The organism is Paenibacillus sp. FSL M8-0142 (assembly GCF_038597315.1).
In the GTDB taxonomy this organism is placed as follows: Bacteria; Bacillota; Bacilli; order Paenibacillales; family Paenibacillaceae; genus Paenibacillus_AQ; species Paenibacillus_AQ lactis.
In genome coordinates this window covers 368,415-391,129 of sequence record NZ_CP152008.1, presented here as the reverse complement: position 1 = coordinate 391,129, position 22,715 = coordinate 368,415, and the positions used below count along the sequence as shown (strand labels likewise).

The window sequence follows — 22,715 nt, the reverse complement described above, 5'->3', positions numbered from 1 at the left end:
ATTTGACTCCAGTATACTGGCCCGATCCGCAGAGCGAAAGTCACTTTGGTCTTAAACTTCGGCAGCAAGCCTTATAAAAAAGCAGCGAAGGGAATGCATCCCCTTCGCTGCTTGAACGTTCAGCTCGAAGCGCTGCAAGACGCCCCGCTCCTCCTATAGCTGCTAAACCTTGAAACGCCGGACCAGCTCCTGAAGCTCCTCCGCCTGCCGGCTCAAATCCGTCGCCGACGCGCTTACCTCTTCCATCGAGGCAAGCTGCTCCTCGGAAGCGGCTGATATGGATTGCGTCCGTCCCGACGTCTGCTCCGAGATATTCCGAATCGCATCAATAGCCGTTCTCGCTTGATTCGCATCGCCCGCCAGCTGACGCGCAGCCTCGGCGGTTTCGCTTACTTGCCCGGTCACCTTGTGAACCGCCTTCTTAATGCGGGAGAAGGAGCGTCCGGTCAGGTCAGCCGCGCCGACGCCTTCGGAAACGTTCTCCTGAGCCGATGCCATTACCGCATTCGTCCGCTTCACCTCTTGCAAAATGGCGGCGATGAGCTCGGCGATATGCTGTGCCGATGCCTCGGAGCGATGCGCCAGACTGCGAATTTCCGCAGCCACGACAGCAAAGCCTCTGCCGTGTTCTCCCGCTCTCGATGCTTCAATCGAGGCATTAAGCGCAAGCAGGCTTGTCTGCTTGGCAATCTCTCCAATCGTCCCGACGATGCCTCGAATCTGCTCCGACCGCTCGGACAGCTGGCTGATGACGCCGCCGAGCTCTTCCATCGAATGGTTGATGTCCTGCATCGTAGCCGCGGCCGTGATCACGGCCGTATTCCCTTCCTGGGCCAGCTCTTCCGTCTGATTCATGGCCCCTCTCATAACCTCGAGGAGAGAGGCAATGGAATCGGCATGCTGCGATACTTGATTCATCCGCTTTACGATTTCCTCGACGGCGAAGAGCTGGCTCTCGCTGCCTGCCGCCACCTCCTGAATCGAGGAGGTCACATGCTGGACGGCCGCTGTGTTTTGCATCGCATTAGCCGACAGCTCCTCCGACGAGGCGGACACATTCTCCGACATCCCCATAACGCCATGCACCATTTCACGCAGATTATCCACCATAACCTGGAAGTGATCGGCCAATTCCCCGATTTCGTCCCGCTTGAATCCGCTCATACGATAAGTCAAATCTCCGTCGCTGATCACTTCGGTCGCCTTGCTCAGCTTGCGGATCGGCTTCAGCACCGAGCGGATATTCCATAAGGCCAGCGCAAACGCGCCAAGAAGAGACACCGCCATCACCAATACCATCGTATTCCGGATGCCGCGGACGGAATCTTCCACCTCCGAGAAATACATCGTACCGGCAATCTTCCATCCGGTCCGTTCATTGGTAATGTAATTCAATTGCTTGTCCTCGCCGTTATGCTCATAATGGAAGTGCCCTTCCGGCTCCTCATACAAGCGGGAGATCCAAGCCTCTTGCGCCAATGCATCCGTCCCTGCCGCGTATTCCGGGTGAAATAAATAGTGCTGCTCCTGATCCAGCACCATGGTATAGCCTTCGCGTGCAACCTTGACTTCAACCAGATCACGGATCTGGGTAAGGTTCAAATCAATGCCGACCACGCCGGATCCGTCTGGAAGCATCTGCGCAATCGTCACAACGATCATCGATCCGGCCTGTGATGCATACGGCGTCGTAATAATCGGTTCGCCCTTGGCGGTGATGGCCAGCTTGTACCACTCGCTCTGTCTCGGGTCAAATCCTTCAGGAAGCTCCTCTGTAGAGGCTCTCAAAATGCCGCCCCGGGCTGTCCCGGCAAAAATATCGACCGTTTCGGGGTGCAGCCCCAAATATTGCCGCAGCACCGCAGCGAGTCCTGTTTCGCTGCCCGATGCCAGCTCCTGATCGACCGCGGCCCCTTTGATCTTCCCGCTGAAATAGCTCAGGTCATGAATCTTATTTTCGATCGTCTGGTTGATGACATCATTCGCCGTCTCCACGCTGCGCGATGCGCTGCGCAAAATTTCCTCCTCCACGGTATGACTTGCATCGCGATAAGTAATATAACCGATCGCAAAGCTTGGAACGAGCAGCACCACAAGAAACGTGATGATCATGTTTCGCCGCAGCCGGTTGGTTCTCTTTGTCTTCATATGGTTCCTGTCCTTTCAATCCGCAGGGAGAACGCTCCCTCGTAACTAAAATCTTCCCTTCAACTTATCGGCATCCGGTAAAGGAATCGTTACATCCTACATGTGGTAATTATTTACAATTAAGATTGGGAGACTTGAGTTGGACCATGGTCCTCCGTGCGAGCGGCGGGTTACGGACAAGCGAAGCGGTCCTTGAAACACCCTGTTTGAAGCGGCTCACGGTTGACCTCAAGAAATTGGGATAACGGCAAGATGAGAAACGATTCATGCTAGAGCGTTCTCCTCCCAAGGAAGGAGCCATCCTCCCGGCAAGATCCGAAACGATACGCTAGCGCCCCTTAACTAAAAAAGAGGCGCCCCAAAGATCTCATGATCTTATCGGCACCTCTTTATATATGATGGCTTCACGGCCTGCACAGCGGAAGAAGCAGACCGTTAGGCTCTGGCTCTTTGGCGGACAATCGACCAAGAAGTTATTCCGTAATGCCTTCCTTCGTTAAAGACGCGGTTTATACAGACTCCGGCTTATTTGCTGCCGGAATGAAGCCGCTCAGATCTACGCCGAGTCCCTCGGCCAGTCTGGCTCCGTATTCGGCATCCGCCCGGTAGAAGTTGCATACGGCCCGCAGTTGGATGTCCTGCTTCACCTGGCTCAGATCGGCAATCAGGTTGCGGAGCAGATTGTCTTTCTGCTGCTCGGTGAAGGAGCGGTACAGCTCTCCGGCTTGGGTGAAATCGTCCGTCTTCTCGATACGCTGGCGAACGACATGACCGCTAAGCGGCGCTTCGCTCTCCTGAACGGATGGATCCTCGACCGGTCCGGTCGTATAGCTGTTCGGCTCGTAGTTGACCGGAGACGGATCCTGCTTGACGTTCATCAGGCCGTCGCGCTGATGGTTGCGCACCGGTGCATACGGACAGTTGATCGGAATTTGCAAGTAGTTGGCGCCCAGCCGGTGACGCTGCGTATCCGGATAGGAGAACAGACGTCCTTGAAGGAGCTTATCCTCCGACGGCTCAATGCCGGGAACCAGCGCGCTTGGCGAGAAAGCGGCCTGTTCAACTTCCGCGAAGAAATTTTGCGGATTGCGGTTCAAGGTCATGGTGCCTACCGTAATGAACGGGAAGCGGTCCTCCGGCCATACCTTCGTTGGATCCAGGGGATCAAAAGGCAAATCGTCCATCTCCTCCGGCGACATCAATTGCACCACCAGACGCCATTTCGGAAAGTCGCCTTGCTCGATATGCTCGCGCAGATCCCGCGTAGCATGGTTGAAATCCTTGCCCTGCACTTCAACCAGCTCATCCGCATCCAGGGTTCGTACCCCTTGCTGCGATTCCCACTTATATTTCACATAAGTCACTTTGCCTTCGCTGTTGACCCATTTGAATGCATGCACGCTGAATCCGTCCAGCTCACGGTAGTTGGCCGGCGTTCCATGATCGGAGAACACCCAGGTCATCATATGCGTGGATTCCGGGGACAGCGTCATGAAATCCCAATACCGTCCGGGCTCTTGAATGTTGCTGTCCGGAGCCGGCTTCAAGGAATGGACCATATCAGGGAATTTGATGGCATCCCGGATAAAGAAGACAGGGATATGATTACCAACGATATCGTAGTTGCCTTCCTCCGTATAGAACTTCACGGCAAAGCCGCGCGGGTCTCGTGCCGTTTCCGGGGAACCTGTTCCATGAATGACGGTAGAGAATCGAACGAAGACCGGCGTCTCCTGCCCGATCTCCTGCAGGAAGGCCGCTTTGGTGTACGGCTTCATGTCATTCTCCACGACGAAGATGCCATGCGCCCCGGCTCCGCGGGCGTGAACGACGCGCTCCGGAATCCGTTCACGGTCAAAATGCGCGATCTTTTCAATCAGATGATAATCCTCCAGCAGCGTAGGACCGCGGCGGCCTGCGGTCTTCGAATTCTGATTGTCTCCTACGGGAGCTCCTTGGTTCGTTGTCAATCTATCCATGCGGAAAACCTCCATCATTTCTATAATTGATTTTAGACTGAATCTAAATCTATGAAATGATTGTATCATCCCGGAATTTGTCCGGTCATGAGTGTCGCATGAACCTTCGATGAGCGTTGCGTGATTGACCAATGAGCATTCATGTTCATTCGATGAAGTTCTTATGAATGATCCGTGAGCAGAAAAAAAGGAGGAGGTTAGTCCGCCAAGCGGTAACCTACTCCACGTACCGTCGCGATATAGCGTGGTGCTCCCGCATTATCGCTCAGCTTCTTGCGCAAGCTCTTGATATGCACGTCAACTACATTGCTGCCGCCCATAAAATCCGTGTCCCAAATCTTGCTCATCAGCTCCTCGCGGGTGCAGACGGCCCCCTTGCTATCCATTAGCAGCAGAAGCAGCATGTACTCCGTCTTGGTGAGATGAATCGGAGCTTGCCCGCGATGTACCGTCATTTTATCCCGATCAATGGTCAGATCCTTAAATACGAGACCTTTAGCTTCCTCATCACCGGCAGGAGCGGAGACGGGGGCGAACAGGCGGATCGTCCGCTGCACTTGGTACATCATCGTATCCTTGGAGCGAGCCGGCCAGACCATCAGCTCCTCGTTCATCAGACTAGCGCCGGCATTGCTCATAAGCTCCTCGCCAACAAGATAGAGGACCGGGATCGAAGGATGCTCCGGCAGCAGCAGCTCCCGTTCTTTGCTGAAGGCAGCCATGTCCCTGCAGCCGGTCATGTCCGCAATGATCAATCCGGTGTTCAGAGCCGTCTGGAGACGCGGCTCCCACTTCCGGAACATCATCACCTCGAAGCAGTTCTCCGTCAGCGTCATGAACATTTCATGAACCCGTCCAGGTGACCGGCTTAACAGCGCCGCGCGCATCGTCGTAGGACAAGCATCGCCGATCGCCATACCCGCTCCCGGATGCTGGTACAGGCTGGTCGTCTTCCAGTCCGGAAACGAATATACGGTCGCCATCTCCATTATTTCTTCCGTTTGGTTTGACATTCTGGACACACCCCCCCGAATACAACGTGAGCATGATGGATGACGTAGCTGGTTTCGCTTGCTACGGTGTCCGCCCAATCCTTAGGCACCTCCGTCATGACCTCGTCGACTTTGCCGCACACTTCGCAAATGATATGCTGATGCTCATCCGTCCGGGCATCGTACCGGCTTGCGCTTTCGCCAAGCTTCAGCTCCCGGATCAGCTGCTTATCCGTCAAATAGCGCAAGGAGTTATAGACCGTCCCATACGCAAGATTATATCCTTTCTCCACCAGGCGGTTCATGATCTCCGCAGCCGTCGGATGGTCATGCGACTCCCGCAGCACATCATATACCGCTTGGCGCTGTGTGGTTAGATTTAATGATTTCAAGGTATTCACCCTTTTAATTTATTTTTAGATCAAGTATAAATCTTATTTTGGTCAGGGTCAACCTTATCGAGATACTCAATTGCTGGTAATCTTTATGTTTTCTTAAGAATCCATTTACAATTCCTTTAGCTCGCGCGGTTACACTGGTTTATATCAATTTTCGGTACATATCCGCTAAAAAGGAGACGATCCATCCGTCATGGCAACGGTATCCAAGTCGCGTTTCTCTTCTTCAAGGCAGAGCGCTGATAACTCTTTGCCGTATCGTTCCCCGCGTCGGTCGAAGCCGGCGGAAAGACGTAAGGGACAAGCCGGCATGGCTCTGTGGTTCCTGGGTCTTTGCGTCAGCCTGCTCTTCTTTTACATTGTAAAAGTCTTCATTCCGCCTGCGATCGAGGCCCGTTCGGCCATTCTCATCCATGCCGAGACCGGAAGGGTGCTGTATGCCCAGCGGGCCGATCTTCCGCTTCCACCTGCAAGCATGGCCAAGATGATGACCGAGCTCATGGTCATGGATGCCGTCTCTTCAGGACGGCATGATTGGAACGAGACGGTAGCCGTCAGCCGTTATGCCGAAAAAGCTCCCGGCTCCCAAGTCGGCATGAAGTCCGGGGAGACCTATACGCTTAGAGAAATGTTAGAAGCGCTGATTATTCATTCGGCTAATGATGCCGCCATCGCCATCGCCGAGCATCTAGCCGGAAGCGAGCGCGAATTCGTCGATAGCATGAACCGCCGCGCTAGGGAGATCGGCCTGTCAGGACGGACGGTATTTGCCAATGCATCCGGTCTTACCGCCAAAGATTTGAGCGGCTTTCCCGAAGCGGCCTCCGAAGGCGAGACGGTCATGACGGCAAGGGATGCAGCCATGCTCGCCAGGTGGCTGCTTCAGAACTATCCCGATGTGGTGGAGGTGACGAGCAAGCGCGACCTTTCGATCCCGCAGAAGGGAATCTCGCTGCACACGACCAATCTGATGCTTCCCGGCGAGCCGTATGCCTATGACGGCAGCGACGGCTTTAAGACCGGATACACCCGCTCCGCCGGCTATTGCTTCACCGGAACAGCGGCCCGGAACGGGGTCCGGCTTATCTCCGTCGTTCTTGGAACCGGCCATGCCGAACAGAGATTTACGGAGACTCAGAAGCTGATGGATTACGGATTCAGACGGCAAAACGCAATATTAGGCCTTTTTTCCATCCATATTTAGGGTAAACTGTTGCTAGGAGATACGACGCCGACCGAATACCTGCCTTAGGGGCAGCGACTCCATCGACGGAATGGTACATATATAGGATGAGCTGCCGTATCTAATGTGGATTTACTGGAGGATTCAAACGTGAGAAGCGTATTAATCGTTGACGATGACAAGGAAATATCGGGATTGATCTCGATCTACCTGGAGAATGAAGGATACCGGGTGATTCAAGCGCATGACGGGGAAGAAGCGCTGCTTGAGCTGAAGCTGCATCAGGGATCGGTGGATCTCGTCATCTTGGATGTTATGATGCCAAAACTGAACGGGATCGACACATGCCGCAAAATCAGGGAGACCTCGTCCATCCCGATTCTGATGCTGAGCGCCAAGAGCGAGGATATGGACAAAATATTAGGCCTGATGACCGGCGCCGACGACTATATGATCAAGCCTTTCAATCCGCTGGAGCTGACCACGCGCGTGAAAAGCTTGATCCGCCGCTCCACCCAATACAACACGGGGCTCGCCCAGATGGACAGCGACCGCCTGCAAATCGACGGCCTGGATATCAACCGCACGACCCATGAGGTCAAAGCGAACGGCCGACCGATCACCTTGACCGCCAGGGAGTTCGACATTCTGTACCTGCTCGCCCGTCAGCCGGGAAGAATCTTCAGCGCCGAAGACATCTTTCAGCAGGTGTGGAAGGAGAAATATTATGTCTCCAACAATACCGTCATGGTCCATATCAGCAACCTGCGGGACAAGCTGGAGAAGGAGCTCGGCTACAAGCTCATCCAGACCGTGTGGGGCGTAGGGTACAAAATCCATGCATAAGCTGCAGTGGAAGATCATCACCCTGTTCTTTGTGAGCGGGGCTTTGACGTTGTCCATCCTGTTCGGCTTCCAAAAAATCATGCAGGTGATCGGCCGGGAATACTGGCGGGAGCCTTGGGTAACCTCGCTGTTCAACATCAGCCGCAGGCTGGAAAATATGTTCGGCTTTCCCGTCGCTGCCACCATCATCGGGATCATCATCTTCATTTTTGTCGTGCTGCTCATGAGCCAGAGCACCATACGGCAGATCAATCAATTGATGCAGGGCACGGAGCGGCTGGCGCGCGGAGAGCTCGATCAGGAGATTAAGGTAAGCTCCGGGGACGAACTCGGCCAGATGGCCCTCCAAATCAACCAGATGGCCAAGCAGCTCAAGCTGTCCCTGGAGGAAGAACGGATGGCCGTCCAGTCCAAGAACGAGCTGATCAGCAATGTGTCCCACGACCTCCGCACGCCGCTGACCTCAATCATCGGCTATTTGCGATTAGTCAACGAAGACCGCTACAAGGACGAGGTCGAGCTCCGCTACTATACCGATATCGCCTATAGTAAGTCTTTGCGGCTCGGCAGGCTGGTCAACGATCTGTTCGAATATACCCGGATCGGTTATTCGCCTGTGAATCGTACCGATATTAACCTGGTTGAGCTGCTGGGCCAGCTGGCAGTCGACTTTTCATTAACCGGGCAAACCGTGAGGGGAGACGTGCAGGTACAGTTTACGCCTTCCGAGGAGAAGATCAGCCTCTCCGCCGACGGCGACAAGCTGATGCGAATCTTCGAGAACCTGCTGTCGAACGCGGTACGCCACGGCAAAGATGCCGGGAGGGTCGACCTGAAAGCGTTCCGGGACGGAAAGAGTGCCGTCGTTCAGGTGATCAATTACGGACCCCCTATTCCGCAGCATGCCCTCTCCCACCTGTTTGAACGGTTTTATCGGGCGGATGAATCCCGTACGGACCAGACCGGAGGCTCCGGTCTGGGGCTTGCCATCGTGAAATCGATCGTGGAGGCCCATGAGGGAAGCATCGAGGTGACCAGCAATACGGATCAGACCATGTTCGAAGTGCGCCTCCCTCTAAACGGTAGCTGAAAGCCACAAAATTTGGATTTTGTTCGACAGAATAATCTATTTTCCGATAAAATAGGGATGACTGTCCTTATCGCTCTGGGCGCATTTGTTCAGGGTTACGTGAAAGGAATGACTCCCTTACATGATCAACATCCTGTTTACCAACTTCTGTATTCTCGTAACTTTTCTATACGTATCGGGCCTGCTGTCCAGGCAATACGTAACGGGCTTCGATTCGCCCTCCCGCTCCGTTAAACTCTGCGGCGGGGTGCTCTTTGGAATCTACGGGATCATTCTGATGTATTACTCATTTCCGATCGATCCGAGATTTTTCGCCGATTTACGACATCTCGCCATCATTGTGATCGCCAGCTATCTCGGGTGGCTCCCGTCCCTGATTGCCGGATTGTTAATGGCCGTCGGGCGTGTGCTGCTCTTTGGCATGACCGGTTACTCCGCTGTAGCAGGCGCCGGAATGCTGGTGATTGGTATGATCTGCGGGCTTATCTCGTTAGCCCGATGGGACCGCCTGACTAAAATGATGACCATGTCCATCGCGAGCATGCTCGTGCTGTTCTTTGTGATTGCGTCGAACATTCCGGATCGCGATAAAGTGTTCAGCGTATTTACCCAACACCTGATTATCTCCCTGCTGGCCACGCTGGTCATCTACATGCTGACCGAGTATATCCATACATCCAATAAGCTGTTTCTTCAATTGAAAAAATACGCCGAAACCGATTATTTGACCAGCCTGAACAATCTCCGTCAATTTGAGCAGCTGCTGTCCGAGCGCTTTCTGGAAGCCCAGCATTTCAGCGAACGTCTGGGGGTGCTCATGATCGATATTGACCATTTCAAAAAAATAAACGACACCTACGGCCATGCGGCCGGAGATGCCGTTCTGCAGCAGCTGAGCAAGGTGCTGAAGGATAACGCCCGCTCGTTCGACGAGGTTTCCCGCAACGGCGGGGAGGAGTTCTCGGTCCTCGTCCCGGAAGCCACCATCGCCGAGACGACGGCCCTAGCCGAACGGATCCGGGCCGCGGTGGAGCGTCACGCCTTCACGCTCGATGATGGCACGAAGCTGCATATCACGATATCGATCGGCGTTGCGGTCCATCCGGACACGATACGCTCCAGGGAAGCCCGCCAGCTGATGGAGCAGGCCGACCAAGAGCTGTACCGGGCCAAAAACAACGGGCGGAACCGCGTGTGTTCCGCCCCCGAAATCCATGACTATATGCTGGGTTAAGCGTTACTAAGGATATCCTCGATCGCGGACAGCGTATCCGGCGTCAGCTTGATGCCGGATGCTTTGACGTTCTCCTCCACCTGCTCGGGACGGCTTGCGCCGACGAGCGCGCTGGATACGTTGTCCTGGCGCAAAATCCACGCCAAAGCCAGCTGACCGACGGTGATGCCGAGCTCGTCCGCGATGCGCCCAAGCGATTGCACCTTCCGAATGCGGTCCTCGCTGATCTTGAGGCGATCCGCTCCCAGCTTGGACGCCCGGCTCTCTTCAGGCACATCCTGCTTGGCGTTGTACTTGCCCGTGAGCACCCCTTGAGCGAGCGGGGAATATACGACCTGGCCGATGCCTTTCTTCTCGCCGAGCGGAATGATTTCTTCCTCGATCTTGCGCTCGAACATGTTATACAGCGGCTGGTTCACCACAATCCGGTCCAGCAGGTAACGGTCGGCGATCGCCAGAGCGGCTTCCATCTGGGCGGCCGTCCACATGCTGACCCCGACATAGAGCACCTTCCCTTGCCGAACGAGGTCGTCGAGCGCCCGCAGCGTTTCTTCAAGCGGCGTCTCCTCGTGAAACCGGTGGCAGTAGTAAATATCAACGTAATCGGTGCCAAGACGCTTCAGGCTTGCATGGCACTGCTCCATAATGTGCTTGCGGGATAACCCCTGATCGTTGGGCCCGTCGCCCATTTTGCCGAATACCTTCGTTGCCAGCACGTAGGATTCACGCGGGAATGCTCGCAATGTCTCGCCTACGACGACTTCGGCCGCTCCCTGCGCGTACACATTTGCCGTATCAAAAAAGTTCACGCCGAGGCCGTAGGCGGTCTGAATCGACTTCACCGCATTATCACGCTCTACATACCCGCCGTACGTGAGCCAGCTTCCAAGACTGATTTCGCTTACCTTCAGTCCGCTTCCGCCCAATCTTCGAAATTCCATATCCAAGCCTCCTCTTCTACAGAGATTGATGCCTACATCCGTATTGTACCATTTTCCGGTACGCTAGAGGGAGGGAATCCCTGCTTACCGTTTGTAGCCGGTGGACTTGATTGTCATTTTGACATGAACATTGAACTTGGCCCTCGGGTAAATTTCAGCCCACTTCTCCATTTCGGTATCGTTATTCCAGTGGGTACCCCCGTATCGCAGCCCGAAGCCCAAGGGATCCAGTCCCGTCTTCTGGATCTTCTCCAGCAGCTTGGTAATCGACTCGGTCAGGTCCTTGTTGAACTCCTTCTCAATTTTGCGGAGTCCTGCAGGGGTCATCGGCGCCTTATCCTCTTTCTCCTCCAGGATGGCCGTGATGCTGACCTTATAATCGATGGTCTCCGCTCCCTCTTTGGATTCGTTGATTTTATAGCGGCTTCGGGTCCGGTCCGTGTTCACCTCGAACAATTCCCCTTCGATTTTAATACCGAAGTTGGTGCTTAAGTGCCGTTGGTCCAGCAAGTTATACAGCCTTGTCTCATCCCGCGTCAGGATCGTCTTCACCCGGCTCTTGTCCAATAAGGCAACCTTGTCAATGTTCAAAATCTCCTTCCCGGTCGCTTCAATGACCGGCATGACGGGATCCTCCCCGGTTTCCGTCATCCGCCTGCTTAAATCGAAGGAGTACGTCTTTGCAATGAAAGGCGATTCTGTCCCATCCTCGCTAAGCGCCAGAAAAATAGCGTTCCCGGCGATCCGCTCCGTCGCGGGCTGCACCTTCAGGACCGCCTCGGCCGTCGGAATGGCAACGGCCGGATACATCAGGAGCTGCATATCCCGCCTTCGGACGGTCCAGTCCTGAATTTTGCCGATATCCTGCCGGGCATACGCCTCCCCGTACAAGACCCCTTTGCAATGACCGAAGTCCAGCTCCTTGTCCACTTTGGACTTCGCCTCCCGGATCGCCTCCGCGATGCTGGTGGATTCCTGCGTAATCAGCACGGTTTTGACGTCCCCCGATTTCGGATCGCCTGTAGGGATCGCGATTTTAAAGCTGAACCGGTTCATGTCCGGATTCGTCTCCGAGACGTCGATGCCGATCGCTACGACGAAGAGCCGAAGATCGATATCCCGAAATTCGCACCCGCCGAGTATCATAATCGAACCGCAGATAAGGAGCGTATACCACGTTTTCAAGGATTTCACGCCCTCCTCCTCCTTCCTCTTCTTATTGCGGCGTAGATCAAAAGAATGACGAGCAGGATTTCACCCGCAAACCGGACGTCCAGGAACACAATCGCCATATCATTGAGCGTATACTGATTGATAACCGTGGCCAGCACGAAAATAACGACGGCGAAAAGGGCCAGAACCCACCACTCCGCCTTCCGTTTCTTAGGCAGCAGCGAGGGCTTCTCGCCTTCCAGCTTAAATCCTCCCAGAACCAGCTCTTTCCCCACATGCCAGTGGATAATCGAGTTCATCAGAGACAGGATCATATAGACGACAAAGAACACATAGATCATCCGCTCAATAATAAAATACCGGATTCGGAGCGCATCGACCGTCGAGAAAGCGGGATAGACATGCTCGCCTGCTCCATTGGCTCCCAGAATCCCGATCGGCCCAAAGAGCGATATGAACAGAGATACGATGCTTACCAGGATGATCGAGAACATGTACCTGACTTTGAATCGGCGGAAGATCCGGTTGAAGACCACCATGTTGATGTAGCCGGTATAAATATAAGTCGCTGCGGCTACAGTGCGGTAATTCGGCATATTCCAGGCGTAAGTCATAATTTGCCTTACGGAATCCCAGCTGAAATACGGATTACTGTAGACTCTCCAAGCCATATAGGCAATCAGCGGCATCGTTATGTACAGCACCATTTCCAGCGCGTAGAGCAGCGATTCCGAATCCAGCCTTGCGCTTAGACCGACAACGACGAGAAATCCGGTCAGAACGATATAAGGCGATACGTCCGGGCTGATGTAGCGGGACGTGATATCCATGAAACTAATCAGCGTAATTGCGCTGGAAAAGTACCATCCCAGTCCATACAATACCAACAGCAAACCCGAAATCCAAACCGGAAACACCGAATGGAAGATTTCCGGCAGCCCTTCTCCCGGAAATCGTTGTAGTATCTTGGCGAAGACATACATCAGGATCGATCCGGCCGGGACCGCGATCAGGATGGACATCAGCACTCCGTCGAACCGGTCCTGGATCAGGATGCGAGGCACATAGTTGATCAGGTTGATCGAAGCATTGAGCAGAAAGAGATAGTAGAAGTATTTGTTCCTAACCACTCTGCTGATCTCCCTTCCTTCTCCACTCGATCGCAAACATCTTCAGATACGGCTTACCGAAGGAGCGCAGACTGGTCAGGTACATGATCAGCGAGACGATCCCAAGGACGATGCCGACCAGGCCGAAGAAGGTGGATAGGACAATGAATAAGTATTTAGTAACGCGGATCCCCATGCTCATCATCGTAATTGGAATCACGAAGTTCGTAATAGCCACCGCCGCAACGAGAATAATCATGACGTTGCTGACCAGGCCGGCTTCCGTAGCGGCCGTGCCCAAGATAAGACCGCCTACCGTTGTGGCCGACTGGCTGACCGCTTTCGGAAGGCGGACGCTCGCCTCGACGAGAAATTCCATCGCCAGCAGCATGAAGATGACCTCGAAGGAGGACGGATAGGGTACCGTTGCCCGGCTTCCCGCAATCAGCAGCGTAATCTGCATCTTCAGAATTTCCGGATTGTACGATGTAAAAGCTACGTACAAACTCGGCATCATGACCGTAATGAACAGGGCGATATACCGGATAGCCTTCAGGAACCAGCCAATGGGCGGCAGCTGGGTCTTGTCGTCCATCGCCGTGAAGAAATCATTAAAGATGGCCGGGAGCACTAAGACGTACCCGGTGGAGTCCATAAGCACGCATATCTTCCCCTGCGATATGTTCAGCACGGCCCGGTCCGGACGCTCGGTGAGCATCAATGTCGGAAACAGCCGCAATTTCGGATGCATCGTATGCCGCTCAATCTCAGAAGCAGACTGAATGATATCCGTCTTGAGCTCGGATAGCCGCTTCTTCAGCTCCTTCAGCACCGAGTGATCTACTTTCGCTTCGTCATACATAATAATGAGCCGGGTTTGGGAGATCCGACCGACCGTCATGAACTCCGTCTTTAAGTCCGTCGTCTGATAACGGTGACGGATCAAGTTGAGATTCACCTCGATATTTTCCGTAAAGGAATCGTCCGGTCCCTGCATTACATTCTCCGTGCTTGCCGGTTGGACGGGTCCAGCATTGACCAGCACGGCATCGAGCAGCAGCACCCGGTCGCGGATGAAGATCGCAACGCAGCCTCTAAGCATATTGCGCAGCAGCTCCTGCTTATCCTTAGGCTCCAGGCTTGACGGGAACGACCGGATAAATCGCTCGAACAGCTCCATGGAGTTCAGCTCGTAGAATCGGTTGATCAAATTGTCGTTAACTAGGATGGGGTCGCACATACTTTTGAGATAGATGAGATGCGCATGCCCTTCCTCATTCTTCAGCTCACGCTGCTCAACATCCCCGATATTCTTCAACTGCTCCTGCAGGCATTTCCTTGCTTCTTCGGCTTGCAGCTTTTGGTCGGTGGCCATGATCGATCCCTCCTTTATCATTGACAAGCAAACCGCTCATGTCCTTCTATTTTCTGTACAAATGTCCCAAATTATTAACAATCAACCAGAAAAGTTTGCCGGGATTCGCAAGCTTCGGGAAAGCACCCTATTTTTCACGCCGGTCTTCTCGTTTCTAATTGGTCTATTGTGGTAATAATGGGGACAAGCGTATTGGAGAAACAGCAGCTGAAATTATAGAGAGACTAAAGGAGGAATCCAGATGAACCCATCGGGCACATCTTATCATCAATTGCCCCGGTATCCGGAATCGCTGTGGAGAGCAACGACCGAGCTCCCTTCCTTTCCGCGGCTCGCGGAGGATATTGAAACGGACGTCGCGGTAGTCGGCGCAGGCATAACGGGCATTACGACCGCCTATTTGCTCGCAAAGGCCGGGAAGGATGTCGTACTTCTTGAGGCGGGGAAAATCTTCAACGGAACGACCGGTTATACGACCGCGAAGGTTACGGCTCAGCACGGACAGATCTACCATGAGCTGATCCAGCATTTTGGAGAGGAACAGGCGCGCCTCTATTATGAAGCGAACCGGGAAGCCATTGAGTTTATAAGAGATATCGTAGGCGGAGAGGAAGACAAGTTCGGACTGAAGCTGGAGGATGCCTACATCTATACAGAGCAGGATGGCAAAACGCTCGAGAAGCTGGAGCAGGAATACCGGGCATACGAGAAGCTGGACATTCCAGGCGAATGGACGGATCGGCTTCCATTGCCGATTCCGGTAACAGGAGCTGTGAAAATGCCGGGACAATACCGGTTCCATCCCCTGCACTATGTCAAGCATCTGACCGAGGAGTTTCTGAAGCTTGGCGGGCGCATTTATGAAAATACGACCATTGGAGGAAAGATTGAGACCGATGGTCCGCTGTCGCTGCAGACCAAACGGGGCAATCATCGCATCACGTGCAAATACGCGGTGTCCGCCTCGCACTTCCCTTTTCATGACGGCAAGGGCCTCTATTTCTCCAGGCTGCACGTCGAACGTTCCTATGCCATTGCGGTTAAGCCGGAGACCGCGTATCCGGGCGGCATGTATTTGAGCGTGGACAATCCGACCCGTTCCCTTCGGTCCGCATCGTACCAGGGCGAAGAGCTCGTCATTGTCGGCGGGGAGAATCATGCGACAGGCCGCAGCATCTGTACCCATCAGCATTATGAGAACCTGGAGGTGTTCGCAGGAAATCTGCTGGGGGCAATCTCCATCCCTTACCGCTGGTCCGCACAGGATTTGATCACGCTGGATAATGTCCCGTATATCGGGCCGATCACAGCGGACGAGGACCGAATCCTGGTAGCAACGGGATACCGGAAGTGGGGCATGACGACAAGCACGCTAGCGGCCCACATCATCAGCGATCACATCCTTGAAGCCGACAACCGGTACGCCGAATTATTCAGCCCGTCCCGGTTTAAGGCGGATCCGTCCATTAAAACCTTTATCGTTCAAAATGCGGCCGTTGCGAAGGATCTGGTGTCCGGCAAAGTGGATATGTCCGATGCGGATATGTCCACGCTTCAGAACGGAGAAGGCGCCGTGGTCCGCCATAACGGGCAGCGCGCCGGCGCTTATAAGGATGAAGAGGGCAAACTGTTTCTGGTGGACACCACCTGCACGCATATGGGCTGCGAAGTAGAGTGGAACGAGGGCGAGCGTTCCTGGGACTGTCCTTGTCACGGTTCCAGATACGGCTATAACGGCGAAGTGCTGGAGGGACCGGCGACTGAGCCGCTCAAGCAGCTGGACCCGGAGAGCTGATCCATAACGCAGAACCAGATGGATAAGCAGGTTCAACGCTGGCTAGGTCATTTGCAGTTGATGGGGCAAATGGCTGTCTGTCCACGTGTTGCGTTCTGTTTTTCTCATTCAAAAGCATGCAAAAAAGGCACCCCTTACGGGTGCCTTCATGTATTTGTAAGACGTCCAGCATGGAATTTCGGCCGACGACAGTTCAGCATGAATTAGGCGCTAACGGTTGCCGGTTCTTCCCGATATGCCTCGAGCGATTGATCCACGATAACCTTCACCAGGGACGAATCCACGTCGCTTATCCAAGGCATCGCAAGATTCCAGGCATTCTCCTCAATTTGCCGCAGGATCCGCATGTCTTCCCATTCATCAACCGATGAATCCAGCAGATCGCACAGCTCGGATAATTGGCCGTCCATCGAATGACCCAGTTCATGCGCGAAGACGACAGCATAATAAGCGTACACCTGTTCAAGCGATCCGAACAATTGCAGGCACTGCTGGCGAATGACCTCCGTATACATGGTCACGCTGTGATCGCCTATGGCATATTTCCCTCCGACTAACCGGCCCCCCGGGAAATAGCCGTCCAGCTGTACGGTAACGCTGCTGCCCGACCGACGTAGAAGCTCTTGCGTAATGCGGTTCAGTTCAGACTTATTCAATAATGATCATGGCTCCCTTAAAAAGTATAAACAACATTATAGTAGAACCCTATGAAATTGCAACAAGAAATATGCTGTTCAGCTTGCTGTTACGGGCTTTTTCGCCGGCTTCCATGCCTACGAAAATCATCCCGCTTCGGGCTGATCGCTGAACTGGCTGTTGTACAGGTCCGCATAAAATCCGCCTTGCGACAGAAGCTCATCATGCGTCCCTTGTTCGATAATGCTGCCCTTGTTCATCACCAGAATGAGGTCCGCATCCCGAATCGTCGACAGCCGGTGTGCGATAACGAAGCTGGTCCGATTCTTCATCAGCTCCTTCATCGCCTTCTGGATATACAGCTCCGTCCGCGTATCGACGCTGCTTGTCGCCTCATCCAGAATCAGAATGGCCGGATTGGCCAGAATCGCCCGCGCAATCGTCAGAAGCTGCTTCTGCCCTTGCGAGATGTTGGATGCCTCCTCGTTCAGCACCGTGTCATACCCGTCCGGCAGCGTCCGGATAAAGTGGTCCGCATGCGCGGCCTCCGCCGCCCGTATGATCTCTTCTTCGGTTGCGCCTTCGCGGCCGTATCCGATATTATCCCGGATCGTGCCGTTAAAGAGCCATGTGTCCTGAAGCACCATTCCGAACAAGCTTCTCAAGTCGCTTCGCTTCATGGAGGCAATATCCTTGCCGTCGATCATAATGCGGCCGCCGTTAACCTCATAGAAGCGCATCAGCAGATTGATGAGCGTTGTCTTCCCGGCTCCCGTCGGGCCGACAATCGCGACGGTCTGGCCCTGCCGGACATTCACGTTCATATCTTCGATAAGCAGCTGATCCTCCTTGTACCCGAAGCTGACATGCTCGAAGGACACGTCCCCGCGAGGATGCCGGAGCACGGCAGGTGTGGATGATTCGGCCACTTCCTCCTCTTCGTCCAGCACCTCGAATACCCGCTCCGCCGAAGCAATCGTCGATTGAATGACATTCGCGATATTCGCCAGCTGCGTAATCGGCTGCGTAAACTGGCGCGAATATTGAATGAACGCCTGAATGTCCCCGATCTTGATCGCCTGTCGGGTAACGAGCACCCCGCCGACAACGCTCACGATCACGTAGCCGATGTTCCCGACAAACCCCATCAGCGGCATAATCGTGCCTGATATGAACTGCGCGCGCCATCCGGCCTCATACAGCTTGTCGTTGACCTCATCAAACCGCTCCACCGACTGGCGCTCCCGGCCGAATGCCTTCACGACCTTGTGGCCGGTGTACATCTCCTCGACATGGCCGTTCAGCTGCCCCAGATGCTTCTGCTGGGCTACAAAATGCTTCTGCGACCGCTTGGCCACCATCATCGTCACGATCACGCTGAGCGGCAGCGTCAGAATGACGACCAGCGTCAGCAGCGGACTGATGGTCAGCATCATCACGATCACCCCGAGCAGCGTGACGGCCGAGGTAATCATCTGCGTCAAGCTCTGCTGCAGCGTGCCGGCAATGTTGTCCATGTCGTTGGTTACCCGGCTGAGCGTCTCCCCGTGGGTACGGGCATCAAAATATTTAAGCGGCAAACGGCCGAGCTTATCGTATACCGCCTTCCGCAGATCGTATACCGTTCTCTGCGCTACGCCAGCCATTACATACTGCTGGACGTAGGCGAACAAAGAGCTGAGGAGGTACAGCCCGGCCAGCCACAGCAGGATGCGCTGGATCGCAGCGAAGTCAATGCCCGCTCCCGGTTCGCCTTTCATTTTCGCCATGAAACCTTCAAACAGGATCGTGGTCGCATCCCCCAGAATTTTCGGGCTTACGATGCCGAAGATCGTGCTCAGCATCGCCGCAGCCAGGACGATCAGCAGCTTGCCGGTATGCGGCTTCAGATACGTCGCCAGTCTCCGGAAGGTTCCCTTGAAGTCCTTGGCTTTCTCCGCAGGCATGCCCGGACCGTGCGGGCCGCCGAAGGGACCGCCGCCATGACCTCTTGGATGTCCTCCGCGCTTCTTCTCGCTCATGCGATCTCCTCCTCCGAAAGCTGGGAAATGACAATCTCACGGTACACTTCGCTCGTATTCATGAGCTCCTCATGGGTGCCCATGCCCGCGATCCGCCCCTCATCCAGCACAATAATCCGATCGGCATCCATCACCGTGCTGACCCGCTGAGCGACGATCAGGACGGTGGCGTCACCGGTCTCCTCCCTTAATGCTGCACGTAGCTTCGCGTCCGTCTTGAAGTCCAGCGCCGAGAAGCTGTCGTCGAAAATATAGATTTCCGGCTGTCGTACCAGAGCCCGGGCGATCGAAAGACGCTGCTTCTGTCCGCCTGACACATTGCTGCCTCCCTGCGAAATCTCGGCATCATAAGCGCCTTCCATCGCTTCGATGAAGTCGGCGGCCTGGGCAACCTTCGCCGCGTGCCGGATCTCCTCGTCCGTCGCGTCCTCTTTACCGTAGCGGATGTTATCCGCGATGCTGCCTGTGAACAGGAGCGCCTTCTGCGGAACGAATCCGATCCGCTGCCGGAGCTCTTCCTGCCGCATCTCCCGGATATCGGTTCCATTGACGAGAATACGCCCTGAAGTTACGTCATAGAAACGCGGGATCAGGCTGATCAAGGTCGATTTGCCGGATCCGGTTCCGCCGATAATGGCCGTTACTTCACCCGGTCCCGTACGGAAGGAGAGATTCGATACCGCCGGCTCCTCCGCTCCGGGATAGAAGAACGTAACATCCTGGAACTCGACAGCGGCCTTCTGAAGCCCCGGCTTTCCAGGCTCTTTCGGATCATGAATGTCCGGCTGCATATGGAGCACTTCGTTGATCCGGACGGCGGACGCTTGCGCGCGCGGAATCATGACGAACATGACCGACAGCATAATGAGCGAGAACATGATCATCATGGCATATTGAAGAAACGCCATCAGATCGCCGACCTTCATATGGGCATCGTTGATGCGATGCGCCCCGAACCAGACGATCGCAATCGTCGCAAAGTTCATGACCAGCATCATGACCGGCATCATCGCCCCCATGATTTTGTTCACCTTGATCGAGGTCGCCGTCAAATCCTCATTCGCATCGTTGAAGCGCACGGTTTCATGCGCGGCACGGTTGAAGGAACGGATGACCCGGATCCCCGTCAGATTCTCCCGCACCACGCGGCTCAGCGTATCGATCTTGACCTGAATCGCTTTAAAGAGCGGAATTCCCTGCTTCGCAATAAGGAAGATCGCCAGTGCGAGAATCGGCAGCACGGCGAGGAGAACGGTGGTCAGGCCCGGATCCCTCGAAATGGCCATGACGATGCCCCCGATGCACATCATCGGCGCAATCGCCATCATGCGCAGGATCATGATCGTTACCTGCTGAACTTGCGTAATGTCATTCGTCGTACGGGTAATAAGCGATGCGGTTCCGATCTTGTCAAACTCCTGGAGCGTAAAATTCTCAACATGAGAGAACACGCGGCCCCGCACAATACGTCCGAACCCTGAAGCCGCTTTGGACGCCAAATAACTGGCTGCGATCGCGCAGACCATTCCTCCGGAGGCGACCAGAAGCATAACGCCTCCCACCCGCCAAATATATGGCACATTGCCAAGCGTGATGCCTTTATCTACAATGTCCGCCATCAAGGTCGGCAGATACAGATCCGATAAGCATTGAAAGAATGTAAACAATAGGACCAGCAGCACCGCGGTCCGGTACGGTCTCATATAACGAAACAGCTTAAGCAAAGCGAACCACCCCCTGATCGTGACTTATGTTTCCTGCGATCGTTGTTGCTCCTGATAATGGTATACCTTCATGAGGAGGTCGGCGAGTTTAACGCTGTCCTCTTCGCCAAGATATTCGACCAGGCCGTTAAAACGGCTTGCGACGTCTTGATACACCTGCTGAACGACCTGGACCCCCTCCGCAGTTAGCTTCACGCGGACAGCCCGGCGATCGTTCTCATCCATCACCCGCTCGACGAGTCCTTTCCCCTCCAGACCGTTGATGAACTGCGTGATGGTTGGAGAGGTGACATTCATCATGCTGCTGATCTCCGACACCTTCATGCCGGGCCCGCCAAGCCTGTTAAAATGCATAAGACCCATCAGCACACGGACTTCACCCGGTGTGTAGCCCGAAATCATGTGCCGATCCCACTCCTGCTTGTGAAACATACGAATGCTGTGCAGAAGCCTTCCGGCAATACTGTCGTCAGGCAGTCTCCCTGGGTGATGACAGCCTTCCGGCGAGTCCGGGTCCCTCCCGGCTTGATGACGCTTATGTAAATCTGGATGAAATTCCTGTGACATCGTCCACCTCCTGCGCATAAAACCGTAACCATCCGGCCGGGATGGCCGGGCGGTTACAATCCAAGCATGCAACGAATTAGTTAGCCTGCCTATTAATTAGGCAACCTAAATATAATCCCTGGCGAAGATCGATGTCAAGTTCAGTTCAACCCGCAGCTCCCATGAAGGCCCGAGTTACTCATCCATCAGCTCGAAATACGATCCGGCATGCACGTTACGGCTCCTGGCCGCATGCTTTCCGCCAGGCTTCTTGCCTTGCTTCTTCTGGCGCCGCGTGTTGGCCTGTTCCTTGCGGGCCTGATGGGCCAGCTCTCTCTCGGTTTTTCTATAATTCGCGTACCGATCGGCATCCAGCGTCCCGGCCTGGAGTGCCTCCTGGACCGCGCATCCATCCTCCTTCTCATGCCGGCAGTCGTGAAATCTGCACTGCGCCGCGAGCGAGGAGATGTCTGCGAATGCCGCCTCCCAGCCATCCTCCGATTCCCACAGCTGAAGCTCCCGCATGCCCGGCGTATCAACCATGATCGCCCCGCCCGGCAGCACAAACAGTTCGCGGTGCGTCGTCGTATGGCGTCCTCTGGCGTCCTCTTCGCGGATGCTCTGAACCCGCTGAACGTCTTGGCCGGACAGCCAGTTCAGCAAGGTCGATTTTCCGGCGCCCGACGAGCCCGTTACGGCCACCGTCGTGCCAGGGGTCAAATAGCCCTGCAGCTGCTCCTTTCCCTGATCCAGCAGCGAGCTGACGGCGTGAACCGGCACCCCCGGAGCCGCAGCTTCGACGAGGGCGGCATGCGATTCCGGAGAATCGCATAAATCCGCCTTGGTCAGCAGCACGACCGGCTGGGCTCCGCTCTCCCACACGGCGATCAAGTAACGCTCGATTTTGCGGATATTAAAATCCTTATTAAGCGCATTGACGATAAATACGGTGTCGATGTTGGCGGCAATGACCTGTTCGTCCGGCACGCTCCCGGCCTCCCTGCGGGAAAACGCCGACTTGCGCGGCAGCAGCTGGTGAATCACCGCCCTCGGTTCGCCCTGCAAGGGCTCCACCATAACCCAATCGCCGACAGCCGGGAAATCGCTCTTGCTGGCTGCCTCATATTCATATTTTCCCGTTACGGCGGCCGTCATCTCTCCATCTGGCGTGACGATCCGGTATTGCTTCGAAAATTGGGCGACGATGCGCGCAGGCACCAGGCGTTTGTCCCGCTGGATCGATTGGAGCGCTTCCTTCGCCGCCCGGTCCCAATCTTCATTCCATCCATAGTCGTTTAATGGCTTCATGTTTTGATTTGTCAAAATGGTTGTTTTCTCCTTATCTTGTTTAGGTTTAGGTGTTTCTGAACAACAAAAAAACCGCAGAATCATATTCTGCGGTCCATCTTGAATACAGCCTAAGAAAGACGCCCTCCCGGCCAAACGGGCTAAAAAATCCCCGTTTATGCCGGTGACGTTAAACCTATGCATATACCAAAAAGACCCGCAGAATACCAATCACGGT

At 54.6% G+C, this 22,715-nt stretch carries 18 protein-coding genes; 5 read left to right on the top strand and 13 right to left on the bottom strand.

Features of this window, described 5'->3' with window-relative positions:
• Window positions 1-162: 162 nt before the first annotated feature.
• The 4 genes from NSQ46_RS01720 to NSQ46_RS01705 form a co-directional block, all read right to left on the bottom strand.
• A complete protein-coding gene (locus tag NSQ46_RS01720; RefSeq protein WP_210094030.1) occupies window positions 163-2,148 on the bottom strand; it encodes a methyl-accepting chemotaxis protein in 1,986 nt (661 codons plus the stop codon).
• Window positions 2,149-2,657: 509 nt separating this feature from the next.
• Window positions 2,658-4,127: a catalase gene (locus NSQ46_RS01715; protein WP_210094031.1), complete on the bottom strand. Its 1,470-nt coding sequence runs from the start codon at window positions 4,125-4,127 to the stop codon at window positions 2,658-2,660.
• A gap of 197 nt (window positions 4,128-4,324) precedes the next feature.
• Window positions 4,325-5,140, bottom strand: coding sequence for a winged helix family transcriptional regulator (locus NSQ46_RS01710; RefSeq protein WP_007128852.1), 816 nt, complete (start codon window positions 5,138-5,140; stop codon window positions 4,325-4,327).
• Window positions 5,116-5,511, bottom strand: a complete 396-nt coding sequence (locus NSQ46_RS01705) for a transcriptional repressor (protein ID WP_007128853.1) — start codon at window positions 5,509-5,511, stop codon at window positions 5,116-5,118. Before NSQ46_RS01705 ends, NSQ46_RS01710 begins: the two co-directional genes overlap by 25 nt.
• A 199-nt stretch (window positions 5,512-5,710) precedes the next feature.
• Here NSQ46_RS01705 and NSQ46_RS01700 point away from each other — a divergent pair, with 199 nt between their 5' ends.
• The 4 genes from NSQ46_RS01700 (at window position 5,711) to NSQ46_RS01685 (ending at window position 9,870) form a co-directional block, all read left to right on the top strand.
• Window positions 5,711-6,721 carry a D-alanyl-D-alanine carboxypeptidase family protein gene (locus tag NSQ46_RS01700; RefSeq protein WP_341342528.1) on the top strand — a complete coding sequence of 337 codons (1,011 nt, stop codon included), beginning with the start codon at window positions 5,711-5,713 and terminating at the stop codon, window positions 6,719-6,721.
• Between the two features lie 129 nt (window positions 6,722-6,850).
• Complete coding sequence (locus tag NSQ46_RS01695) at window positions 6,851-7,546, top strand: response regulator transcription factor (RefSeq protein WP_342576193.1); 696 nt, start codon at window positions 6,851-6,853, stop codon at window positions 7,544-7,546.
• Window positions 7,539-8,636 carry a HAMP domain-containing sensor histidine kinase gene (locus tag NSQ46_RS01690; RefSeq protein WP_007128856.1) on the top strand — a complete coding sequence of 366 codons (1,098 nt, stop codon included), beginning with the start codon at window positions 7,539-7,541 and terminating at the stop codon, window positions 8,634-8,636. The genes NSQ46_RS01695 and NSQ46_RS01690 overlap by 8 nt, the downstream gene beginning before the upstream one ends.
• Before the next feature lie 121 nt (window positions 8,637-8,757).
• Window positions 8,758-9,870, top strand: a complete 1,113-nt coding sequence (locus NSQ46_RS01685; RefSeq protein WP_341342529.1) for a diguanylate cyclase — start codon at window positions 8,758-8,760, stop codon at window positions 9,868-9,870.
• Here NSQ46_RS01685 and NSQ46_RS01680 read toward each other — a convergent pair.
• The 4 genes from NSQ46_RS01680 to NSQ46_RS01665 all read right to left on the bottom strand — a co-directional run bounded on the left by NSQ46_RS01680 (window position 9,867) and on the right by NSQ46_RS01665 (window position 14,468).
• Entirely contained in the window at window positions 9,867-10,811 is a 945-nt protein-coding gene (locus NSQ46_RS01680; RefSeq protein ID WP_007128858.1) for an aldo/keto reductase family protein, read from the bottom strand. The genes NSQ46_RS01685 and NSQ46_RS01680 overlap by 4 nt on opposite strands.
• 84 nt (window positions 10,812-10,895) lie before the next feature.
• Window positions 10,896-12,005: a Ger(x)C family spore germination protein gene (locus NSQ46_RS01675; RefSeq protein WP_340898554.1), complete on the bottom strand. Its 1,110-nt coding sequence runs from the start codon at window positions 12,003-12,005 to the stop codon at window positions 10,896-10,898.
• Window positions 12,002-13,114 (bottom strand): GerAB/ArcD/ProY family transporter, encoded by a 1,113-nt coding sequence (locus NSQ46_RS01670; RefSeq protein WP_340898552.1) that lies wholly within the window; start codon window positions 13,112-13,114, stop codon window positions 12,002-12,004. The genes NSQ46_RS01675 and NSQ46_RS01670 overlap by 4 nt, the downstream gene beginning before the upstream one ends.
• A complete protein-coding gene (locus tag NSQ46_RS01665) occupies window positions 13,107-14,468 on the bottom strand; it encodes a spore germination protein (RefSeq protein WP_340898549.1) in 1,362 nt (453 codons plus the stop codon). Before NSQ46_RS01665 ends, NSQ46_RS01670 begins: the two co-directional genes overlap by 8 nt.
• Window positions 14,469-14,709: 241 nt before the next feature.
• Between NSQ46_RS01665 and NSQ46_RS01660 the strand changes: the two genes are divergently transcribed.
• Window positions 14,710-16,263 carry an FAD-dependent oxidoreductase gene (locus NSQ46_RS01660; RefSeq protein WP_340898547.1) on the top strand — a complete coding sequence of 518 codons (1,554 nt, stop codon included), beginning with the start codon at window positions 14,710-14,712 and terminating at the stop codon, window positions 16,261-16,263.
• Window positions 16,264-16,466: 203 nt separating this feature from the next.
• On the opposite strand, the gene NSQ46_RS01655 is transcribed toward NSQ46_RS01660, so the two are convergent.
• The 5 genes from NSQ46_RS01655 to rsgA all read right to left on the bottom strand — a co-directional run bounded on the left by NSQ46_RS01655 (window position 16,467) and on the right by rsgA (window position 22,513).
• A complete protein-coding gene (locus NSQ46_RS01655; RefSeq protein WP_340898546.1) occupies window positions 16,467-16,919 on the bottom strand; it encodes a hypothetical protein in 453 nt (150 codons plus the stop codon).
• A 126-nt stretch (window positions 16,920-17,045) separates the two neighbouring features.
• Window positions 17,046-18,920: an ABC transporter ATP-binding protein gene (locus tag NSQ46_RS01650; protein WP_342576188.1), complete on the bottom strand. Its 1,875-nt coding sequence runs from the start codon at window positions 18,918-18,920 to the stop codon at window positions 17,046-17,048.
• On the bottom strand, window positions 18,917-20,644 hold the full coding sequence (locus NSQ46_RS01645; RefSeq protein WP_342576186.1) for an ABC transporter ATP-binding protein: 1,728 nt from the start codon (window positions 20,642-20,644) through the stop codon (window positions 18,917-18,919). The genes NSQ46_RS01650 and NSQ46_RS01645 overlap by 4 nt, the downstream gene beginning before the upstream one ends.
• A 24-nt stretch (window positions 20,645-20,668) precedes the next feature.
• Complete coding sequence (locus tag NSQ46_RS01640; protein ID WP_007128866.1) at window positions 20,669-21,211, bottom strand: MarR family transcriptional regulator; 543 nt, start codon at window positions 21,209-21,211, stop codon at window positions 20,669-20,671.
• 174 nt (window positions 21,212-21,385) lie between these two features.
• The gene (rsgA, locus tag NSQ46_RS01635) at window positions 21,386-22,513 is read right to left on the bottom strand and encodes a ribosome small subunit-dependent GTPase A (protein ID WP_342576184.1); all 1,128 of its coding nucleotides are present in this window, start codon (window positions 22,511-22,513) and stop codon (window positions 21,386-21,388) included.
• Window positions 22,514-22,715 lie beyond the last annotated feature (202 nt).

What these genes read in the sequence shown, in the direction of transcription:
- NSQ46_RS01685 (WP_341342529.1), top strand. Translation starts at nt 8,758, where the DNA reads ATGATCAACATCCTGTTTACCAACTTCTGTATTCTCGTAACTTTTCTA.
- NSQ46_RS01720 (WP_210094030.1), bottom strand. Translation starts at nt 2,148, where the DNA reads ATGAAGACAAAGAGAACCAACCGGCTGCGGCGAAACATGATCATCACG.
- NSQ46_RS01660 (WP_340898547.1), top strand. Translation starts at nt 14,710, where the DNA reads ATGAACCCATCGGGCACATCTTATCATCAATTGCCCCGGTATCCGGAA.
- NSQ46_RS01715 (WP_210094031.1), bottom strand. Translation starts at nt 4,127, where the DNA reads ATGGATAGATTGACAACGAACCAAGGAGCTCCCGTAGGAGACAATCAG.
- NSQ46_RS01700 (WP_341342528.1), top strand. Translation starts at nt 5,711, where the DNA reads ATGGCAACGGTATCCAAGTCGCGTTTCTCTTCTTCAAGGCAGAGCGCT.
- NSQ46_RS01665 (WP_340898549.1), bottom strand. Translation starts at nt 14,468, where the DNA reads ATGGCCACCGACCAAAAGCTGCAAGCCGAAGAAGCAAGGAAATGCCTG.
- NSQ46_RS01640 (WP_007128866.1), bottom strand. Translation starts at nt 21,211, where the DNA reads ATGTCACAGGAATTTCATCCAGATTTACATAAGCGTCATCAAGCCGGG.
- NSQ46_RS01650 (WP_342576188.1), bottom strand. Translation starts at nt 18,920, where the DNA reads ATGAGCGAGAAGAAGCGCGGAGGACATCCAAGAGGTCATGGCGGCGGT.
- NSQ46_RS01690 (WP_007128856.1), top strand. Translation starts at nt 7,539, where the DNA reads ATGCATAAGCTGCAGTGGAAGATCATCACCCTGTTCTTTGTGAGCGGG.
- NSQ46_RS01710 (WP_007128852.1), bottom strand. Translation starts at nt 5,140, where the DNA reads ATGTCAAACCAAACGGAAGAAATAATGGAGATGGCGACCGTATATTCG.
- NSQ46_RS01680 (WP_007128858.1), bottom strand. Translation starts at nt 10,811, where the DNA reads ATGGAATTTCGAAGATTGGGCGGAAGCGGACTGAAGGTAAGCGAAATC.